Raw genomic sequence first — 16,132 nt, 5'->3', positions numbered from 1 at the left:
CGCGAGGATTGCGATTCGTGGTTAACGCTCCTTTGTCGCGCCTAGGCGTAAAGAGGACGTCAACCACGTCGGGCTAAGCATACCGCATGCGTCGCGCCCTGACCCTCCTACCGTTCGTTTTCGCCAGCGCCCTGATGGCTGCGCCGGCCCCGGCCCTGGCCAGTGCTCCAAAGAAGGAGGACAAGCCGGCGGTGACCTATTTCGCCTTCAAGCCCCTGACCGCCGTCGCCCTGCGGCGCGATGGGCGACGCGGCGTGCTGACCCTTGAGGCCGGCATCGAGGCCAAGGATCCCAAGTTGATGGAGCGCGCTCAGCAGTCCGAGCCGCGCCTGCGGGCCGCTTTCGCCCAGGTGCTGATGACCTATGCTTCAGGCATGCGGCGCGGCGATCCGCCGGATGTCGACTACCTGTCGCGGGAAATGCAGAAGACCGCCGACAAGGTGCTGGGCAAGTCCGGCAGCCGGGTGCTGCTGGGCTCGGCGCTCATGAACTGATCCATCCCGCTCGTCCACGGCCTTCACCGGGCCGGGCGGCCATGGGATGCGCTTGAGTTTCGGCATCCTGGAGCTAGGATGGCGCGTCACTCCAACGGTGGTTTTATGTCCGAGATTGTAAGCGAGGCCCGGGCCTAACAGGCTCCGAACCCTCCGGTTCGCAAGTCGATCAGGCCCTGATCCGTCCGCAGCCCCTGCGGATGCGCGCAGTCGTGTCCGCACTCCGAGAATGAGCGGGTCTTTTCGAGATCCGGGGGTTTGCGTTCCCACGCCTCGATCCTCGGACAATCTCCTTGAACATCTCCAAAGCGCAGCAACGCACGCTGCACGCCCTGGCGCAGGGCGCCCGTATCGAACCCGTACGCGACGACCATGGCCGCCTTGTCGACGTCGACTGCATCACCCGAGAAGGCTGGCGGCTGGGCGACTGCTCCCTGAGCGTCTTCAAGGCGCTGAAGAAACGGCGACTGATCGCCAGTAGCGGCGGCGGCCCCTACCGCATCACGCGGGAGGGCGCCGTCAGCCTGAGGTCGCAGCTGGACAACCGCGTCACCGTGCGCGGCTGGTAGCTACTCGGCGACCTTGAGGAACAGGACACGCGCGGCGCCATAGTCGCGCGTGTCCAAGACCGTGAAGCCGGGCGTGGCCGGCTCGGGCTCGTCACGGCCGCGCTCGAACATCACGATGGCGCCGGGCTTCAGCCAGCCATGGGCCAGCAGCTGGGCCAGGGCCTTCTCGCCCAGGCCCTTGGCGTAGGGCGGATCCAGGAAGGCGATGTCGAACGGCGCGCCCACGCTGGACGGCGGCAGGCCAAGGTCTGTCGCGTCGCGACGATGCACGCGGGTGACCCCGAACAGATTCATGGCGTCGATGTTCTCGCGGATCGCGCCGCGCGCCGGATCAGCGGTCTCGACAAACAGGCAGAAAGCCGCGCCGCGCGACAGGGCCTCCAGTCCCAGGGCGCCCGAGCCGGCGAACAGGTCGACCACGCGCGCGCCGTGCAGCTCCGGCGCCCAGGCGGCGTGCTCCAGGATGTTGAACACCGCCTGCCTTGCGCGGTCGGAGGTCGGCCGGGTGGCGTCGCCGGGCGGGGCGACGATGGCCTTGCCGCGATACTGGCCGGAAACGATGCGCATTGAGCTGCAATCCCTGTCTGGATCGGCGTGTGTGCCGCTGTTGTGGGGCCACGGCAAGCCGGACGCTTTACAAGTTTTGATGGGCGCTCTCTTAGTCGCTCCAAGAACAGGGGTGTCAGAAAACACGATGGCGATGGCGGCGATCTTCGAAGCGATGCGGGAGTCGAGGTTTCTCGCCGACCTGACGCCCTATGATCGCGACGCGCGCCGTCTGGCCGTCGCAGTCCCGGTAGGCGTGCTGGCCGCCGTCGCCGCCGCCGTGCTGGGCGCGGCCTCGGCCTGCCTGCTGGTGATGGTGGTGGTCAGCGGCCTGGACGGTGCGCCGGCCGCCGCCGCGCTGTTTTCCGTGTTCGACCAGCCGGCCCGGGCCGAGACCGAGGGTCTGGCTTCGCTGTTCCTGCTGTCGGTCCTGGCCGGGGTCAATGGCGCCGCCGCCCTGGCCTTCGTCGCGGTGAGCGCCGGGCTGAGCCATCGGCCGATCCGTCGCTATGCCGTCGCGGGCGGCGTCTTTCGCACCCGCCTGCTGGTTGCGGGGCTGGTTCTGGTGGGCGTGGTCATGGTGGCGCTGGTGATCGCCGCCGCCAGTCTGGGCGCGGGCGCACCGACGCCGCCGATCCTGGCCTTGGCCTCGACAACCGTCGGGCGCGCCACCTATGCCGGCTTCGCCATCATGCTGCTGGTGATCGCCGCCGCCGCCGAGGAGATCGTGTTCCGGGGCTGGCTGTTGAAGCACGCCGGCGCGTTCACGCGCAGTCCGGCGATCCTGATGGCGGTCAATGGCCTGCTGTTCGCGCTGATCCACTTTGACCCCAATCCCGGAGCCTTCCTGATCCGGGCGGCCATGGGCGCGGGCCTGACCTGGATGACCCTGCGTACCGGCGGCATCGAGCTGGCGATCGGCGCCCACGCGGCCAACAACATCGTCATCCTGCTGCTGCTACGCCCCCTGTCCCTGACCCCCGAGACGCCGCATCCGTTCGAGCTGACCTCACTGGTCGGCGCGGTGGTGATCGGGGCCGGCTACGCCCTGCTGGCCGAAGCGGTGGTGCGCTGGCCGATCGTCACCCGCTGGTTCGGCAGCCGCGACCCGGCCACGATCTAGCGCCAGCCCAAGGGTCGACGGCGCTAAAGCCTAGCGCGGCTTCTTGGGGCCCTTGTACGGACGCGGCGCGCCCGGCCTGGTCTCGAACGCGGCGGGGGCCGAGCGGGACGACTTTTCGGCGGCCGGCTTTGCGCCGGGCTTGCTGAAGGGCTTGCCGCCCGCGCTCGCGGGCCTGGTGAACGCCTTCGCGCCTGTCTTGCCCGGTTCAGCTGAACGGGCGGCGAAGTCGCCGGCGCGCGCCGGCTTCGCCGCTGAGGGCTTGCCGCCCGCCGCCTTGTCGAAGGACCTGGCCCCGGTCACGCCGCCCGCCGCCTTGGCCCCGAACGACTTGGGGCCCGTCGCGGCCTTGGCCCCACGCGGGGCGAGATGGTCCGGCTTGGGGCCGATCATCTTGCTCTCGATGGACTTGGGCGCGCGCTTGATCGGCTTGACGCCGGCGATGACGACCTTCTTCTTCGGCTTGGCCCAGCCGGCCTTGTAGACCGGCTTTTCCAGCGTCCGCTCACCCGGCTCGAGAACCTTGGGCAGGGGCGCGGACTTGATGGCCCGGCGCTGCAGTTCGCCGCCCTTGGCGGTGCCTGGGGCGTGCAGGGGATCGGCCACGCCCATGAACTGCGGCTTGTCGCCGGTGGGCATGTCTTCCTCGGCCACCAGTCCGGCCAGCAGCTCGCGGATCACCCGGGGGCCCACTTCTTCCACCTGGCCGGGCGTCAGGGTGGCCAGGGCGAACGGGCCATAGGACAGGCGGATCAGGCGATTGACCTTCAGGTCCAGGTGCTCGAGCACACGGCGGATTTCCCGGTTCTTGCCCTCGGTCAGCGAGATGGTGATCCAGATGTTCTTGCCGCCGCCAGCCTTGTCCTGGGCCTTGTCGAGCTTGGCTTCGATCGGGCCATAGCGCACGCCCTCGATGGTGACGCCGTCTTGCAGCCGGTCCAGCCGCGCCTGATCGGTATGGCCAAAGGCGCGGACGCGATAGCGGCGCACCCAGCCATTGTTGGGGGCTTCCAGCTTGCGCGACAGCTCGCCGTCATTGGTCAGCAGCAGCAGGCCTTCGGAGTTCAGGTCGAGGCGTCCCACCGAGATCAGCCGCGGCAGCTCGCGCGGCAGGGCCTGGAACACCGTCGGGCGTTCCTTGGGATCGTTGTGGGTGGTCATCAGACCGGTGGGCTTGTTGTAGCGGAACAGCCGCGTCGGCTCGCGTTCGGCCACCAGCTTGCCGTCGACGGTCAGGAAGTCGCCGGGACCCACCTTCACCGCCGGGGTGGTCAGAACCTTGCCATTAATGGCGACGCGACCGGCCTCGATCAGCCGCTCGACCTCGCGCCGCGAGGCCACACCCGCGCGGGCCAGGGCCTTGGCGACGCGCTCGCCCGTCGACGGATCGTCGAGGTCGCCGTCGTGGCCGGGCTCGTACAGAGGGTCGTGGGGCGTGTTGGGGGGCAGGTCGTTCATGGTCGGTCCTTCGAAGGGCAGGGCGCATCTCTCGATGGGCTGAGCGGCAAATGCGCACCGAACGCGGTCAGGATCAAGGTTGCGGCGTTTGCGCCGTTCTGAAAATGACCTACTGAAAGTCTGTGATCTTCGAGGCGACCCTGAAGTCTGCGCCGCGGCTTCGCTGTCTTCAGGCCTGCCAAATCACCTTGCTGGCCATGGAGGGCTAGACCATTTCCGATCCTCTGCGCCTGACCGATGAAGCCGCCATGGCCATCGCCCTGGACGAAGCCCGCGCCGCCGCCGCCCGTGGCGAGACGCCGGTCGGGGCGGTGATCCTTGATCCCAAGAGCGGCGAGATCCTGGGCGTCGCCGGCAACGGTCCGATCGCCGCCCATGACCCGACGGCGCATGCCGAGATCGCCGTGATGCGCCAGGTGGCGGCCAAGCTGGAAAACTATCGGCTGACCGATCTGACGCTTGTCGTGACTCTGGAGCCCTGCGCCATGTGCGCCGGCGCGATCAGCCATGCGCGGATCGGACGGGTGGTGTTCGGAGCCGAAGATCCCAAGGGCGGCGCCGTGGTTCACGGCCCGCGCTTCTTCGCTCAGCCGACCTGTCACTGGCGGCCTGAGGTGACGGGCGGGGTGATGGCCCAGGAGAGCGCCGACCTGCTGCGGGGTTTTTTCCGCGAGCGGCGGGGGCGGCCAAAGCCTGTGTTCTGATCACCCCTCCACCCGCCCCTGCACAAGGCGCGGGCCGGGCGGTCCTGTTCCATTTCGGCGCCGAGAGGCCTGGCCGGAGGCTCGTCTAGTAGACGAGTCCCAAGCTGCTGATCCCAATGGCGGCCACCACGAAGGCGGCGATGGCGATCAGTTCGTAGCGTTTGAAGAATGGCTTGGTTGGCGTTCGCATGTTCAGGTCCCCCGTCCCAAATTGGTTCGTCGGGAAGGAACGCCCGCAAGGCTCAGGCCAAGGTGCAGGTCAAAGGTCAGGGTCGTTTTCCGGGCCAGACCAGGAAGCCGTCGGCGTCGCGACCGGCGACCCGGTACGCCCTGAATCGCGAGGGGCCAGGGCCATAACGGTCTTCCTGCCGACCGTCGGCGCGCGGATCGTAGCCGTCGCTGTAGCGCTCGGCGTGATGGGCCGGCAGGGTCTCGACCTCGAGCGGTCGGTGGCCATAACCCCACGGGTCAAAGTCGGTCCGGCCGCGTTCGGTGTCGCATTCCACACGGTCCCAGCGATAGGCGCCCCTGGGCCCGGTAACCCGCCGGGTCACGCAATCGCCGGGCCCGGTGTTGGGCGGCAGCAGTTCCGGATCCAGCGGCAGTCCAGGTCGCGACACCGGCGGACCGCCCCTCAAGCCCTGATCGGGACCTCCAGCCATGGCGGCGCCGGCGAGCAGGGCGCCGGCTGCGGCGAGACAGAGGGAGAGACGGGACAAGGTCATGGAACGCTCCTGGACAGGCAGCAAAGCATTAACAAAGGTTAACGGCCTGCGGGTTCATCCAGCGCGCGAACGGAGCTTCAGCTTGGCGGCGCTTGCCTCGCGTTGAGCCGCGCCCTACCGTCGATCAAACAACTGTTTGAGGGCGGCATGGCGATCGAGGCGGTGATCTGGGATTTCGGCGGTGTCTTCACAACCTCGCCGTTCGAGGCTTTCCGCCGCTACGAGACGCAGCGGGGCCTGCCGACCGACTTCATCCGCACGGTCAATTCAACCGATCCCGACACCAATGCCTGGGCGCGGTTCGAACGGTCCGAGATCGACGCGGCGGGTTTTGACGCCTTGTTTCTGGAAGAGGCCACGCGACTGGGCCATGCGGTGCGCGGCGCCGACGTCCTGCCGCTGCTGTATGGCGATCTGCGACCCCGGGTGCTGGCGGCGATGCTGGCCTGCAAGGCGCAATTCAAGGTCGGCTGCATCACCAACAATGTCACCACCGGTCACGGGGCGGGCATGGCCTCCAGCGCCGAAAAGGCCGCCGCCGTCGGCGAGATCATGAGCCATTTTGCGGTGGTGATCGAAAGCTCCAAGGCCGGGGTCCGTAAGCCCGATCCACGCATCTATCTGATGATGTGCGAGGCCCTGAAGGTCGCGCCGGAAAACTGCGTCTATCTCGACGACCTGGGCGTCAACTGCAAGCCGGCCGCCGCCCTGGGCATGACCGCGATCAAGGTCACCACCGAGGACCAGTTGCTCGCCGACCTTGCGAAGGCGACCGGATTGGCGTTCTGAAGGGGGATCATCCCCTTCGCGTCAGGACCTGCCATGTCACGCCCCCGGATCGGCGCCGCCGCCGCTGTTGCGCAGCTTTCGGGCTGGAGCGCCGCGCCGGACAAGGACGCCATCACCAAGACGTTCAAGTTCGCCGATTTCAATGCCGCCTTCGGCTTCATGACCCGCGTGGCCCTGATGGCCGAAAAGCTCGATCACCATCCCGAATGGTTCAATGTCTACAACCGGGTCGAGGTGCTGCTGACCACGCATGACGCCGATGGCGTGACAGAGCTGGATCTGGCGCTGGCGACGTTCATGGACGGGGCGGCGGGGTAAGCGGCTCTAGCCCACTGTGGGACGAGTGCTCACAGATTTGATCCACCGTTTCCCCCTTCCGCCCCGCTCCCATCCGGTTCAAACTAATGTTTGAATAATTGGGAGGACGCCAAATGGCGCAGAACACGGGCCGGGTCGCCGGCAAGAAGGCCTTCATCACCGGTGGGGCCCAGGGTCTGGGCGCGGCGGCGGGACGGATGCTGGCCAGCCAAGGCGCCAAGGTCAGCCTGGCTGACATCAACCTGGCGGGCGCTCAAGCGGTCGCTGACGAGATCAACGCCGCCCACGGGGCCGGCACGGCCTTCGCCTTTGAGCTGGACGTCACCCAGGAAGACGAGTGGATCGCGGTGCTTGAAAAGGCCACCGAGGCCATGGGCGGCCTGTCGGTGCTGGTCAACAATGCAGGCATCGGCGGCGACGGCCCGATCGAGAGCCTCGATTTCGCCCTCTGGAAGAAGGTGATGTCGGTCAATGTCGACTCGGTGTTCCTGGGCGCCAAGCATGCCCTGACCCACATGCGGGCCCATCAGCCGGGCTCGATCATCAATCTGAGCTCGATCGCCGGCCTGATCGCCAACGGCAATTCACCGGCCTACAACGCCTCCAAGGCGGCGGTCTGGCTGCTGTCCAAGAACATCGCGCTGTACTGCGCCAAGATGAAGCTGGATATCCGGTCGAACTCGATCCACCCGACCTTCATCGACACCCCGATCCTCGACGGCTTTACCGCCCGGTTCGGCAAGGAAGAGGCCCACGCCAAGCTGGCGCGGCAGGTCCCGCTGGGCCGGATCGGCGAGCCCAACGACATCGCCAACGCCGTGCTCTATCTGGCCAGCGACGAGAGCAAGTTCATGACCGGCGCCGAGATCAAGGTCGACGGCGGCATTTCGGCGATGTGATCTGGAGATCCTCTCCCTGATGGGAGAGGTGTCGCCACAGGCGACGGAGAGGGAAGTATCAGCGGGGGTTCCGCATCACTTCCCCCTCCGGTCGCTACGCGACCACCTCCCCCGTCGGGGGGAGGATTGTCTCGCCCCTACCGCGGCGCGCGCTTGGCCAGGATCCGCTGCAGGGTCCGGCGGTGCATGTTCAGGCGCCGCGCGGTCTCTGACACGTTGTGGCCGCACATCTCATAGACCCGCTGGATATGTTCCCACCGCACGCGGTCGGCGCTCATCGGGTTGTCCGGCGGCACCGGCGCGGCGTCCTTGGCGGCCAGCAGGGCGCGGGCCACTTCATCGGCGTCGGCCGGCTTGGAGAGGTAGTCGACTACCCCGGCCTTCACGGCCGCCACGGCGGTGGCGATATTGCCATAGCCGGTGAGCATGATGATCTTGGCGTCGGGCCGGGCATCGCGCACCGCCTCGACGACCTTCAGTCCCGTGCCGTCCTCCAGTCGCATGTCGAGCACGGCGTGGGCGGGGGCGTGGGCGCGCAACAGGGCCAGGGCTTCGGCCACCGAGGCGGCCAGGGTCACCACGAACCCCCGCTGCTCCAGCGCGCGTCCCAGGCGCGTGCGCAGGGGCGCATCGTCGTCGAGAAGCAGAAGCGTCTTGTCGGGCAGGGCCGCAACCAGCTCACTAATATCCGCCATGACTTCAGCGCCTCCCCGCGCCCGTACTCAACCGAGTACACTCATAAAGCATCATGTTGTCCTTCCCGGCCAGTCATCAAGCCCCTGTGTAACCAGAGGCCTCAAGCGCCGACCGGGGCCAGCGCGCCGAGACCACCGCCCCGCCCCGCCGACCATTGCGAAAATCCACCGTGGCCCCTGTCCGTTCCAGCAGGGTCTTGGCGATGAAGAAGCCCAGACCCATGCCGATATGGCCCGTGCGCGAGCCCTCGGCCCCCGGACGGGTGGTGACATAGGGCTCGCCCAGCTTGGCCAGCACCTCGGCGGAAAAACCGGGACCGTCGTCGCGCACCTCGATGACGATTGAGCGCAGGTCGAAGCGGGCGATGACCAGCACCTCGGCGCGGGCGAAGTCGACGGCGTTCTCGACGATGGAGGTCATCGCGTGGATCACCTCGGGCCGCCGCCAGATGTCGGGCGCGGATTCCCCCGACGGACCGTTGACCACGGCCTCGACGCGCACGCCGTGCACCAGGTGCGGCTCGATGACGTCCTGGACCAGCTGGACCAGGCTCATGCGCTCGTGCACGGCGTCCTTGGCCTCGGGCATCTCGGTCAGGCGCTGGAGGATTTCGCGACAGCGCGCCGCCTGGCCGATCATCAGTTCGGCATCCTCGCGGGTCTGGTCGTCGGGCGCGTTGCGGGCCATTTCGCGCGCGACCACCGAGATCGTCGCCAGGGGCGTGCCCAGCTCGTGGGCGGCGGCGGCGGCCAGGGCGCCCAGGGCTGACAGTCTCTGCTCGCGAGCCAGCACCGTCTCGGTGACGTTGAGCGCCAGCTCCATCCGCGCGGATTCGCTGGCCGCCTGCCAGGCATAGGCGCCGGTGATGACGATACCCATGATCCGGGCCAGGACCATGATGGCCTGCTGCGCCGGCGGCGGCTCCACCATCGGCGGCGCGCCCGCCACCACGGGAACCGGCAGGTGGAAGAAGGTCAGCAGCACCGTGCTGGCGATGGCCAGCAGCGCCAGGCACAGGGCGTAGCGGGCGGGCAGGGTGGCCGCCGCCAGAGTGACGGGCGCGATCAGCAGCAGGCAGAAGGCGTTGTGCGCCCCGCCGGTCAGGTACAGCAGGCCTGACAACTGCAGGATATCAAAGGCGATCTGGGCCGTAGCCTCGCCCTCACGCGCCAGCCTCTGACCGCTCGAGGCCAGGCTCAGCAGCACATTGAGCCAGGCCGACAGGGCGATAAGCGAAAAGCACAGGGCCCAGGGAATCTGAAGCTTCAGCACCATGCCGACGAACAGCAGGGCCGCCGTCTGGCCGGCCACGGCCAGCCAGCGCTGGGCCAGCAGGGAGCGAACCCGCAGGCGGCCGCGACGCAGTCCGGGCGCAGCCCAGGACCAGCCATCATCTTGCGCCGGATCTTCACCCGGCTTATCGAGCCCCCTCGAACGCTGGTCTTCGGGCGCTCTTGCGTACGAAACGTCAGCCATGTCGCAGGTTAAGTCCAGATTTTCGCGTCTGGCGAGAGCCAAAGGAAAAATGCCCATGCCTCGTCACCGCATCATCCTGATTCTGGCCTGTCTGATCGCGGCGGTTTTCGCGACCGGCCTGGCTTTCCGGGCGGGCGTTTTCAAGTCGGAGAACGGTGCGGCGGCGGTAGGCGGACCCTTCCAGCTGGTCGACCAGAACGGCGCCCCGACCACCGAAAAGGCCCTGAAGGGCAAGTGGAGCGCGGTGTTTTTCGGCTTTACCTATTGCCCCGACGTCTGCCCCGGCACCCTGCAGGGCCTGGCGGCGGCCACCGACATCCTGGGCCCGAAGAAAGCCGAAGACCTGCGGATCGTCTTCGTCTCGGTCGATCCGGGCCGCGACGACGTGAAGCAGATGAAGGCCTATCTGACGGCCGACTACGTGCCCAAATCGACTCTCGGCCTGACGGGAACGCCCGAGCAGGTGACGGCGGCGGCCAAGGCCTATCGCGTCTACTACACCAAGGTCGGCGACGGTCCCGGCTATACAATCGACCACTCGACGGCGATCTATCTGATGGACCCCAAGGGCCGCTTCAGCACCGTGATCCCCTACAACCTGCCGCCGGAAGACATCGCCCGGCGCATCAACGACGCCATGCGCGAGGGCTGATCCCGGACGGGCGCGCATCTTCGTTGGACTTTCTTAGGTTTCGCCATGCTATGTTGCGGCGCAACATATTGGATGCGCCATGCTCTACGCCCTTCATGAAGCGGCCTATTACGCCTCCTCCCCCTTGCGCGAAGCGGCCCGTGTCGCGCGCGACTTCTGGGGCTCGCCGCTAAACCCGGCCGCCAACACCGATCTTGGCCGCCGCATGCACGCCGGCGCCGACCTGTTCTCGAACGTCACGCGACGATACGGAAAGCCGGCCTGGAACATCGACACCATCAAGGTCGGCCAGGTCGATGTGCGGGTGCGCCCCACCGTGGTCTGGGAAAGCCCCTGGGCCCGCGTCGTCCAGTTCGACCGCGACATGGCCGACATGCGCCGGGCCGGGAAGTTCAGCCTCGATCCCGCCGTGCTGATCGTCGCGCCCCTCTCAGGTCACTACGCGACGCTGCTCCGGGGCACGGTCGAGGCCTTCCTGCCCGACCATGCGGTGTTTATCGTCGACTGGGTCAACGCCCGCGAAGTGTCGATGCTGGAAGGCCGCTTCGACTTCCACGACTATATCGATCACATCATCCAGATGCTGGCCGTGCTGGGCCCTCGTCCCAATGTCGTGGCTGTCTGCCAGCCGGGTCCGCCGGTTCTGGCCGCCGCCGCCCTGATGGCTGCCGAAAACCACCCCTCGCGCCCGGCCAGCATGACCTTCATGGGCTCGCCGATCGATGCGCGCCTGTCGCCGACCGTGACCAACAACCTGGCCGAGGAAAAGCCCTTCGCCTGGTTCCAGTCCAACATGATCTACACTGTGCCGCCGCCCTATGTGGGCGCGGGCCGGCGGGTCTATCCGGGCTTCGTTCAGCTGGCCAGCTTCATGAGCATGAACAAGGCCAAGCACCAAGAAGCCCACAAGCGCTACTTCCAGGACCTGGTGAAGGGCGATGGCGACAGCGCCGACAAGCACCTGGAATTCTACAACGAGTACCTGTCGGTCCTGGACCTGACCGAAGAGTTCTACCTGCAGACCATCGACATCGTCTTCCAGCAGCACCTGCTGCCCAAGGGCGAACTGATGCATCGCGGCAAGCGGGTGCGGCCCGACCTGATCACCGATATCGGCCTGATGACGGTGGAAGGCGAGAACGACGACATCTCCGGCATCGGCCAGACCCAGGCCGCCCACGGCCTGACGCCCAACCTGCCCGACGACATGAAGACCGACTACGTCCAGCCCGGCGTCGGTCACTATGGCGTCTTCAACGGTCGCCGGTTCCGCGAGGAGATCTATCCGCGCGTGCGGGCGTTCATCCGCAAGAGCGATCCCAACTTCTCCGACGAGGTCTGACCGCGCCGCCTGCCTTGCATCGCCGTCGTCTAGACGCGATGTAGGGGCATGGGTCTGTTCACCGCTGCTCAGCGCTTTTCCGATGGCGACCGGCTGGACGTGGCCGGCTGCACCGTGCGGCTGAAAGTCGACGGACGGGCCCGGCGCATCTCGCTGCGGGTCGATCGCGCCAGGTCCGAAGTGGTCGCCCTGGCCCCCAATCCGCGCCGGCTCTCCGAAGCCGTCGCCTTCGCCCACGAAAAGTCCGCCTGGATCGCCGGTCAACTGGCCGCCCTGCCAGGGCGGATCAGCGTCGCGCCGGGCGGAATTCTGCGGCTTTACGACAAAGCTTACAGGCTCGAGGTCGGCCCCGGTCGGGCGCGCATCGACGGCGATCGCCTGGTCGCGCCCGACGACGCCAACTGGGGCCTCAAGGTTCTGCGGCTGGCCAAGCGCGAGGCCCTGACCGTGCTGACCGACCGAACCGCCATCCACGCCCAGGCCCTGGGCCGGCCGATGCCTTCGGTGGCGGTGGCCGACCCCAAGGCGCGCTGGGGGTCGTGCCGACCGGCGCGTCCCGGAACGCCGGCCGCCATCCGCTACAGCTGGCGCCTGATCCTGGCCCCGGCGGCGGTGGCCGACTATGTCGCCGCCCACGAATGCGCGCACCTGATTGAGGCCAATCACGGGCCAAAGTTCTGGGCGCTGTGCGAGCGGCTGGTGGGCGACCCCGCCCCCCACAGGGCCTGGCTGCGGGCGCATGCGGCGGAACTGCACGCGATCTCGGCCTGAGGTCATCCCGGGCGACCTCGCCGCTCCGGGATGACGAGATCCGGGCGTCTAGTGGTCCAGCATCACCTCGGCGATCTGCACGGCGTTCAGGGCTGCGCCCTTGCGAAGGTTGTCGCCGGTGACGAACAGCGCCAGGCCGTGGGCCACGGTGGGGTCGGGTCGGATGCGGCCCACGAACACCGGATCCTGGCCCGTCGCGGCCAAGGGGTTGGGCACATCGTCCAGCACCACGCCGGGCGCGGCGGTCAGCAGGGCGGTCGCCTGCGCCACCGAGATCGGCCGCTCGAACTCGGCGTTGATCGACAGCGAATGGCCCGTGAACACCGGCACCCGCACGCAGGTGCTGGACACCGGCAGGCCCGGGATCTCGAGGATCTTGCGGGTCTCGTCGCGCAGCTTCAGCTCTTCCTCGGTGTAGCCATCCTGCGCCAACACATAGTTCAGCGGCACCACGTTGTAGGCCAGGGGCACGGCCCACTTCTCGGGCGGCGGCAGGGCGACGGCGTCGCCGCTCAGGGCCAGGCCCGCCACATCGCCCTTGGCGCCGGCGGCCAGCTGCCGGGCCAGCACCTCGATGCCGGCCACCCCGCCGCCCGAAGCGGCCTGATAGGTGCTGACCGTCAGGCGCTTGAGGCCGGCGGCCTCGTGCAGCGGCTTCAGGGCCGGCATGGCCGCCATGGTGGTGCAGTTGGGATTGGCGACGATGCCCTTGGGGATGTGGCGCAGAGCATGCGGATTGACCTCCGACACCACCAGCGGCACGTCCGGATCGCCGCGCCAGGCCGAGGAGTTGTCGATCACGATCGCCCCGGCCGCGGCGGCCTTCGGGGCCAGTTCGCGCGAGGTGTCGCCGCCGGCCGAGAAGAACACGAGGTCGAGGCCCGCGAAGTCGGCGGTTTCGGCGTTCTCGACGGTGATCTCGTTGCCCTGGAACGCGATCTTCGTCCCCGCTGAGCGGGGCGAGGCGAATAGGCGCAAGCTGGCCAGCGGGAAATCGCGCTCCGCCAGCAGCTCGCGCATCATGCCGCCGACCAGGCCGGTGGCGCCGACCACGCCGACATGCGGGGGATTGGAACGGGAAAACTTGAAGCTCACGGGGGTACGTCTCCTGGAAAGTGCGGAGGCGCGGGGAGCTTCAGGTCTCTTGGAAAGTGAGAGCCGCCCCGCGCATCGGCGGGGCTGAATTCGGGATGCTGGCTAGATCGCGCACAGACCCGAAGACGCCCCACCGAAGCGGGTCGTTTTTGGGGTCATAATAGTGGTCGCGGCGATGTGCATCGGCGGGGTTTCTAGCGGTGAAGGTTCTCTACGTAAAGCCGCCATGCGGGGGATGCTGGGTCCAGAGTCTCATCCGAACCGCCAAGGACGACACCTCGACGGTAGGCGGTCTTGGCATTGCCTTTGAGCTTTTGGCCGCGCCGCGTCGACTCCAGGCTGACGCTTTCTCGCTGGATTTCGCACATCAATAGGCCGAGGCATTCGTGCTCCATGAGCCCGATATCGAGATCGGTTTCAACGTGAAGCATCATGCGCGTTGGTTCGACGCCCCAGTTCCTGATCGTGGCGTTTTCACCGAAGTATCGCCGAATTGTCCGCACGATGTAGCGCTCTTCGCGAGCATTGAGCGCGGCGACAACTGTAATGGGCTGGTCGGCCTCCGACATGCCTTCACCCCTGCTGCCCCAACCGCTCCCACCCGTCGAAGAACGGAAACCGCTCCGCCCAGAACGCGGCCAGCCTGGGATCGGCGTCCACCCGCTTTACCACCTCCGCCATCCGCGGCGCGACCTCGTAGAATCGCACCCGCCTCGGCCCCCAGCGGCTGACGACGGCGACATAAAGGTCGAGCACGCTCATCTGGTCGCCCAGCAGGTAGCGGCCGGGCTCAAGCTGGCTCTCCATCATCGCCCAGCAGTCGAGGATGCGCTCGGCGGTGGCGGCCTTGACCCGGGCCTGCATCGCCGCGTCGTCGCCGACCAGCCGCGAGGGATCATCGCGCACCCAGAACAGGCTGTAGATCGAAGCCGGGATGAAGGTCATCCAGCGCAGGAACTGGGCGCGCTCGGGGGCGCCCGGGGCCGGGGACAGGCCCGCCTGCGGGTGACGGTCGGCCAGCCAGATAAGCATGGCGGCGCTCTCGGTGATCGTCTCGCCGGCCGGCGTGACCAGGGCCGGGATCTGCTTCAGCGGGTTGACCACGGCCACCTTGGCCTGCTGCGACTCGCCTTCCCAGGTCGGCGCCTCTATGACCGCATAGGGCTGCCCCAGCAGGGTCAAAGTGGCTTCCACAGGCACGGAACCCGAGCCAAGCGCGCCGTAAATGGTGTATGCTGCGTTAACCATCGATTAGCAATCTACCCACAACATGTTGTGTGCTGCGACCAACTGACCACTAGATGAACCTGTTGGCTGCGGTACGAAGAGAGCCTAACTCGTCCGTCCGATTCGTGTCCGCCCGTCCCTGGAGCCGCTGCCGATGTCCGCCAAGCTTATCACCCTTCCTGGCCTCCTGACGCCTTCGGCAGCCTACAAGCCCTTCCGTTATCCGTGGGCTCACGAGTTCTGGAAGAAGCAGCAGCAGGTCCACTGGATGCCCGAAGAGGTGCCGCTGGGCGAGGACCTCAAGGACTGGGCCGTCAAGCTCAATGACAAGGAACGGAACCTGCTGACGCAGATCTTCCGCTTCTTTACCCAGGCCGATATCGAGGTCGCCGACAACTACATGGAACGCTACGGCCGGGTGTTCAAACCCACCGAAGTGAAGATGATGCTGTCGTCGTTCGCCAATATGGAGACCATCCATATTGCGGCCTACGCCCTGCTGCTCGAGACCATCGGCATGCCGGAAAGCGAGTTCGGGGCTTTCCTCGAATATGAGGCGATGCGCGACAAGCACGACTTCATGCAGAAGTTCGGCGTCGAGACCAATGCCGACATCGCCCGCACCCTGGCGATGTTTGGCGGCTTCACCGAGGGCCTGCAGCTGTTCGCCAGCTTCGCGATGCTGATGAACTTCCCGCGCTTCAACAAGATGAAGGGCATGGGCCAGATCGTCTCGTGGTCGATCCGCGACGAGAGCCTGCACTGCGAAGGCATCATCAAGCTGTACCATGCCTTCAACGCCGAGACCGGCGCGGTGACCAAGGCCGTGGCCGACGACATCGTCGACTGCTGCAAGACCGTGGTGGCCCTTGAGGACAAGTTCATCGACCTGGCCTTCGAGGCCGGCGAGGTCCAGGGCATGACCCCGGAAGACATCAAGCAATATATCCGCTTCATCGCCGACTGGCGCCTGCGCCAGCTGCAGCTGCCGGAAGTCTATGGCATCAAGGAAAACCCGCTGCCGTGGCTGCAGTCGCTGCTCAGCGGCGTCGAGCACGCCAACTTCTTCGAGGCGCGGTCCACCGAATATTCCAAGGCCGCGACCAAGGGCCAGTGGCATGGCGGCGAAGGCGTGTGGTCCAGCTTCGAACAGCTGATGGCCAAGCGTTCGGACCAGACTTTGCCGGCGGAGTGATTTTTCGCAACGTGACGTAGGAAACGCCGCCCTCTATCAGGGCGGCGTTTTCGTTT

20 protein-coding genes are annotated in these 16,132 nt (G+C 67.0%); 11 read left to right on the top strand and 9 right to left on the bottom strand.

Annotation, left to right across the window (positions count from 1 at the left end):
* Positions 1-86 precede the first annotated feature (86 nt).
* Together ACN2C8_RS16355 and ACN2C8_RS16350 are read left to right on the top strand one after the other, a co-directional pair.
* Positions 87-494 carry a hypothetical protein gene (locus ACN2C8_RS16355; protein WP_419253079.1) on the top strand — a complete coding sequence of 136 codons (408 nt, stop codon included), beginning with the start codon at positions 87-89 and terminating at the stop codon, positions 492-494.
* Positions 495-787: 293 nt separating this feature from the next.
* Positions 788-1,063 carry a YjhX family toxin gene (locus ACN2C8_RS16350; protein WP_419253078.1) on the top strand — a complete coding sequence of 92 codons (276 nt, stop codon included), beginning with the start codon at positions 788-790 and terminating at the stop codon, positions 1,061-1,063.
* Here ACN2C8_RS16350 and rsmD read toward each other — a convergent pair whose 3' ends face one another.
* Positions 1,064-1,630: a 16S rRNA (guanine(966)-N(2))-methyltransferase RsmD gene (rsmD, locus tag ACN2C8_RS16345; protein WP_419253077.1), complete on the bottom strand. Its 567-nt coding sequence runs from the start codon at positions 1,628-1,630 to the stop codon at positions 1,064-1,066.
* A 112-nt stretch (positions 1,631-1,742) separates the two neighbouring features.
* Between rsmD and ACN2C8_RS16340 the strand changes: the two genes are divergently transcribed.
* Positions 1,743-2,732, top strand: a complete 990-nt coding sequence (locus tag ACN2C8_RS16340; protein ID WP_419253076.1) for a CPBP family intramembrane glutamic endopeptidase — start codon at positions 1,743-1,745, stop codon at positions 2,730-2,732.
* A 30-nt stretch (positions 2,733-2,762) separates the two neighbouring features.
* On the opposite strand, the gene ACN2C8_RS16335 is transcribed toward ACN2C8_RS16340, so the two are convergent.
* Complete coding sequence (locus tag ACN2C8_RS16335; RefSeq protein WP_419253075.1) at positions 2,763-4,187, bottom strand: pseudouridine synthase; 1,425 nt, start codon at positions 4,185-4,187, stop codon at positions 2,763-2,765.
* A 248-nt stretch (positions 4,188-4,435) separates the two neighbouring features.
* Between ACN2C8_RS16335 and ACN2C8_RS16330 the strand changes: the two genes are divergently transcribed.
* Positions 4,436-4,891: a nucleoside deaminase gene (locus ACN2C8_RS16330; protein WP_419262206.1), complete on the top strand. Its 456-nt coding sequence runs from the start codon at positions 4,436-4,438 to the stop codon at positions 4,889-4,891.
* Between the two features lie 85 nt (positions 4,892-4,976).
* On the opposite strand, the gene ACN2C8_RS16325 is transcribed toward ACN2C8_RS16330, so the two are convergent.
* Together ACN2C8_RS16325 and ACN2C8_RS16320 are read right to left on the bottom strand one after the other, a co-directional pair.
* Complete coding sequence (locus tag ACN2C8_RS16325; protein ID WP_419253074.1) at positions 4,977-5,081, bottom strand: hypothetical protein; 105 nt, start codon at positions 5,079-5,081, stop codon at positions 4,977-4,979.
* A gap of 76 nt (positions 5,082-5,157) precedes the next feature.
* Positions 5,158-5,616 (bottom strand): hypothetical protein, encoded by a 459-nt coding sequence (locus tag ACN2C8_RS16320; RefSeq protein WP_419253073.1) that lies wholly within the window; start codon positions 5,614-5,616, stop codon positions 5,158-5,160.
* A 147-nt stretch (positions 5,617-5,763) separates the two neighbouring features.
* Between ACN2C8_RS16320 and ACN2C8_RS16315 the strand changes: the two genes are divergently transcribed.
* The 3 genes from ACN2C8_RS16315 to ACN2C8_RS16305 all read left to right on the top strand — a co-directional run bounded on the left by ACN2C8_RS16315 (position 5,764) and on the right by ACN2C8_RS16305 (position 7,622).
* Positions 5,764-6,405 carry an HAD-IA family hydrolase gene (locus tag ACN2C8_RS16315; RefSeq protein WP_419255901.1) on the top strand — a complete coding sequence of 214 codons (642 nt, stop codon included), beginning with the start codon at positions 5,764-5,766 and terminating at the stop codon, positions 6,403-6,405.
* A gap of 33 nt (positions 6,406-6,438) precedes the next feature.
* Positions 6,439-6,723, top strand: coding sequence for a 4a-hydroxytetrahydrobiopterin dehydratase (locus tag ACN2C8_RS16310; protein WP_419253072.1), 285 nt, complete (start codon positions 6,439-6,441; stop codon positions 6,721-6,723).
* Between the two features lie 113 nt (positions 6,724-6,836).
* The gene (locus tag ACN2C8_RS16305) at positions 6,837-7,622 is read left to right on the top strand and encodes an SDR family oxidoreductase (RefSeq protein WP_419253071.1); all 786 of its coding nucleotides are present in this window, start codon (positions 6,837-6,839) and stop codon (positions 7,620-7,622) included.
* A gap of 137 nt (positions 7,623-7,759) precedes the next feature.
* Here ACN2C8_RS16305 and ACN2C8_RS16300 read toward each other — a convergent pair whose 3' ends face one another.
* Both ACN2C8_RS16300 and ACN2C8_RS16295 read right to left on the bottom strand, forming a co-directional pair.
* The gene (locus tag ACN2C8_RS16300; protein WP_419253070.1) at positions 7,760-8,317 is read right to left on the bottom strand and encodes an ActR/PrrA/RegA family redox response regulator transcription factor; all 558 of its coding nucleotides are present in this window, start codon (positions 8,315-8,317) and stop codon (positions 7,760-7,762) included.
* A gap of 76 nt (positions 8,318-8,393) precedes the next feature.
* On the bottom strand, positions 8,394-9,794 hold the full coding sequence (locus ACN2C8_RS16295) for an ActS/PrrB/RegB family redox-sensitive histidine kinase (protein WP_419253069.1): 1,401 nt from the start codon (positions 9,792-9,794) through the stop codon (positions 8,394-8,396).
* 55 nt (positions 9,795-9,849) lie between these two features.
* Between ACN2C8_RS16295 and ACN2C8_RS16290 the strand changes: the two genes are divergently transcribed.
* The 3 genes from ACN2C8_RS16290 (at position 9,850) to ACN2C8_RS16280 (ending at position 12,559) form a co-directional block, all read left to right on the top strand.
* Positions 9,850-10,446, top strand: coding sequence for an SCO family protein (locus tag ACN2C8_RS16290; RefSeq protein WP_419253068.1), 597 nt, complete (start codon positions 9,850-9,852; stop codon positions 10,444-10,446).
* 79 nt (positions 10,447-10,525) lie between these two features.
* Positions 10,526-11,788, top strand: a complete 1,263-nt coding sequence (locus ACN2C8_RS16285; RefSeq protein ID WP_419253067.1) for a polyhydroxyalkanoate depolymerase — start codon at positions 10,526-10,528, stop codon at positions 11,786-11,788.
* A 48-nt stretch (positions 11,789-11,836) separates the two neighbouring features.
* Positions 11,837-12,559, top strand: coding sequence for a M48 family metallopeptidase (locus ACN2C8_RS16280; RefSeq protein WP_419253066.1), 723 nt, complete (start codon positions 11,837-11,839; stop codon positions 12,557-12,559).
* A 48-nt stretch (positions 12,560-12,607) separates the two neighbouring features.
* Here the strand turns inward: ACN2C8_RS16280 and ACN2C8_RS16275 are convergent, their stop codons facing one another.
* The 3 genes from ACN2C8_RS16275 to ACN2C8_RS16265 form a co-directional block, all read right to left on the bottom strand.
* On the bottom strand, positions 12,608-13,654 hold the full coding sequence (locus ACN2C8_RS16275; protein WP_419253065.1) for an aspartate-semialdehyde dehydrogenase: 1,047 nt from the start codon (positions 13,652-13,654) through the stop codon (positions 12,608-12,610).
* 194 nt (positions 13,655-13,848) lie between these two features.
* Positions 13,849-14,223 (bottom strand): hypothetical protein, encoded by a 375-nt coding sequence (locus ACN2C8_RS16270; protein WP_419253064.1) that lies wholly within the window; start codon positions 14,221-14,223, stop codon positions 13,849-13,851.
* 4 nt (positions 14,224-14,227) lie between these two features.
* A complete protein-coding gene (locus tag ACN2C8_RS16265) occupies positions 14,228-14,902 on the bottom strand; it encodes a glutathione S-transferase family protein (RefSeq protein WP_419253063.1) in 675 nt (224 codons plus the stop codon).
* Between the two features lie 133 nt (positions 14,903-15,035).
* On the opposite strand from ACN2C8_RS16265, the gene ACN2C8_RS16260 reads away from it, so the two are divergent.
* Positions 15,036-16,076 (top strand): ribonucleotide-diphosphate reductase subunit beta, encoded by a 1,041-nt coding sequence (locus tag ACN2C8_RS16260; protein ID WP_419253062.1) that lies wholly within the window; start codon positions 15,036-15,038, stop codon positions 16,074-16,076.
* Positions 16,077-16,132 lie beyond the last annotated feature (56 nt).

Source organism: Caulobacter sp. ErkDOM-C (assembly GCF_048541825.1).
Classification (GTDB): Bacteria; Pseudomonadota; Alphaproteobacteria; order Caulobacterales; family Caulobacteraceae; genus Caulobacter.
This window is presented reverse-complemented; position numbering and strand designations above follow the sequence as displayed.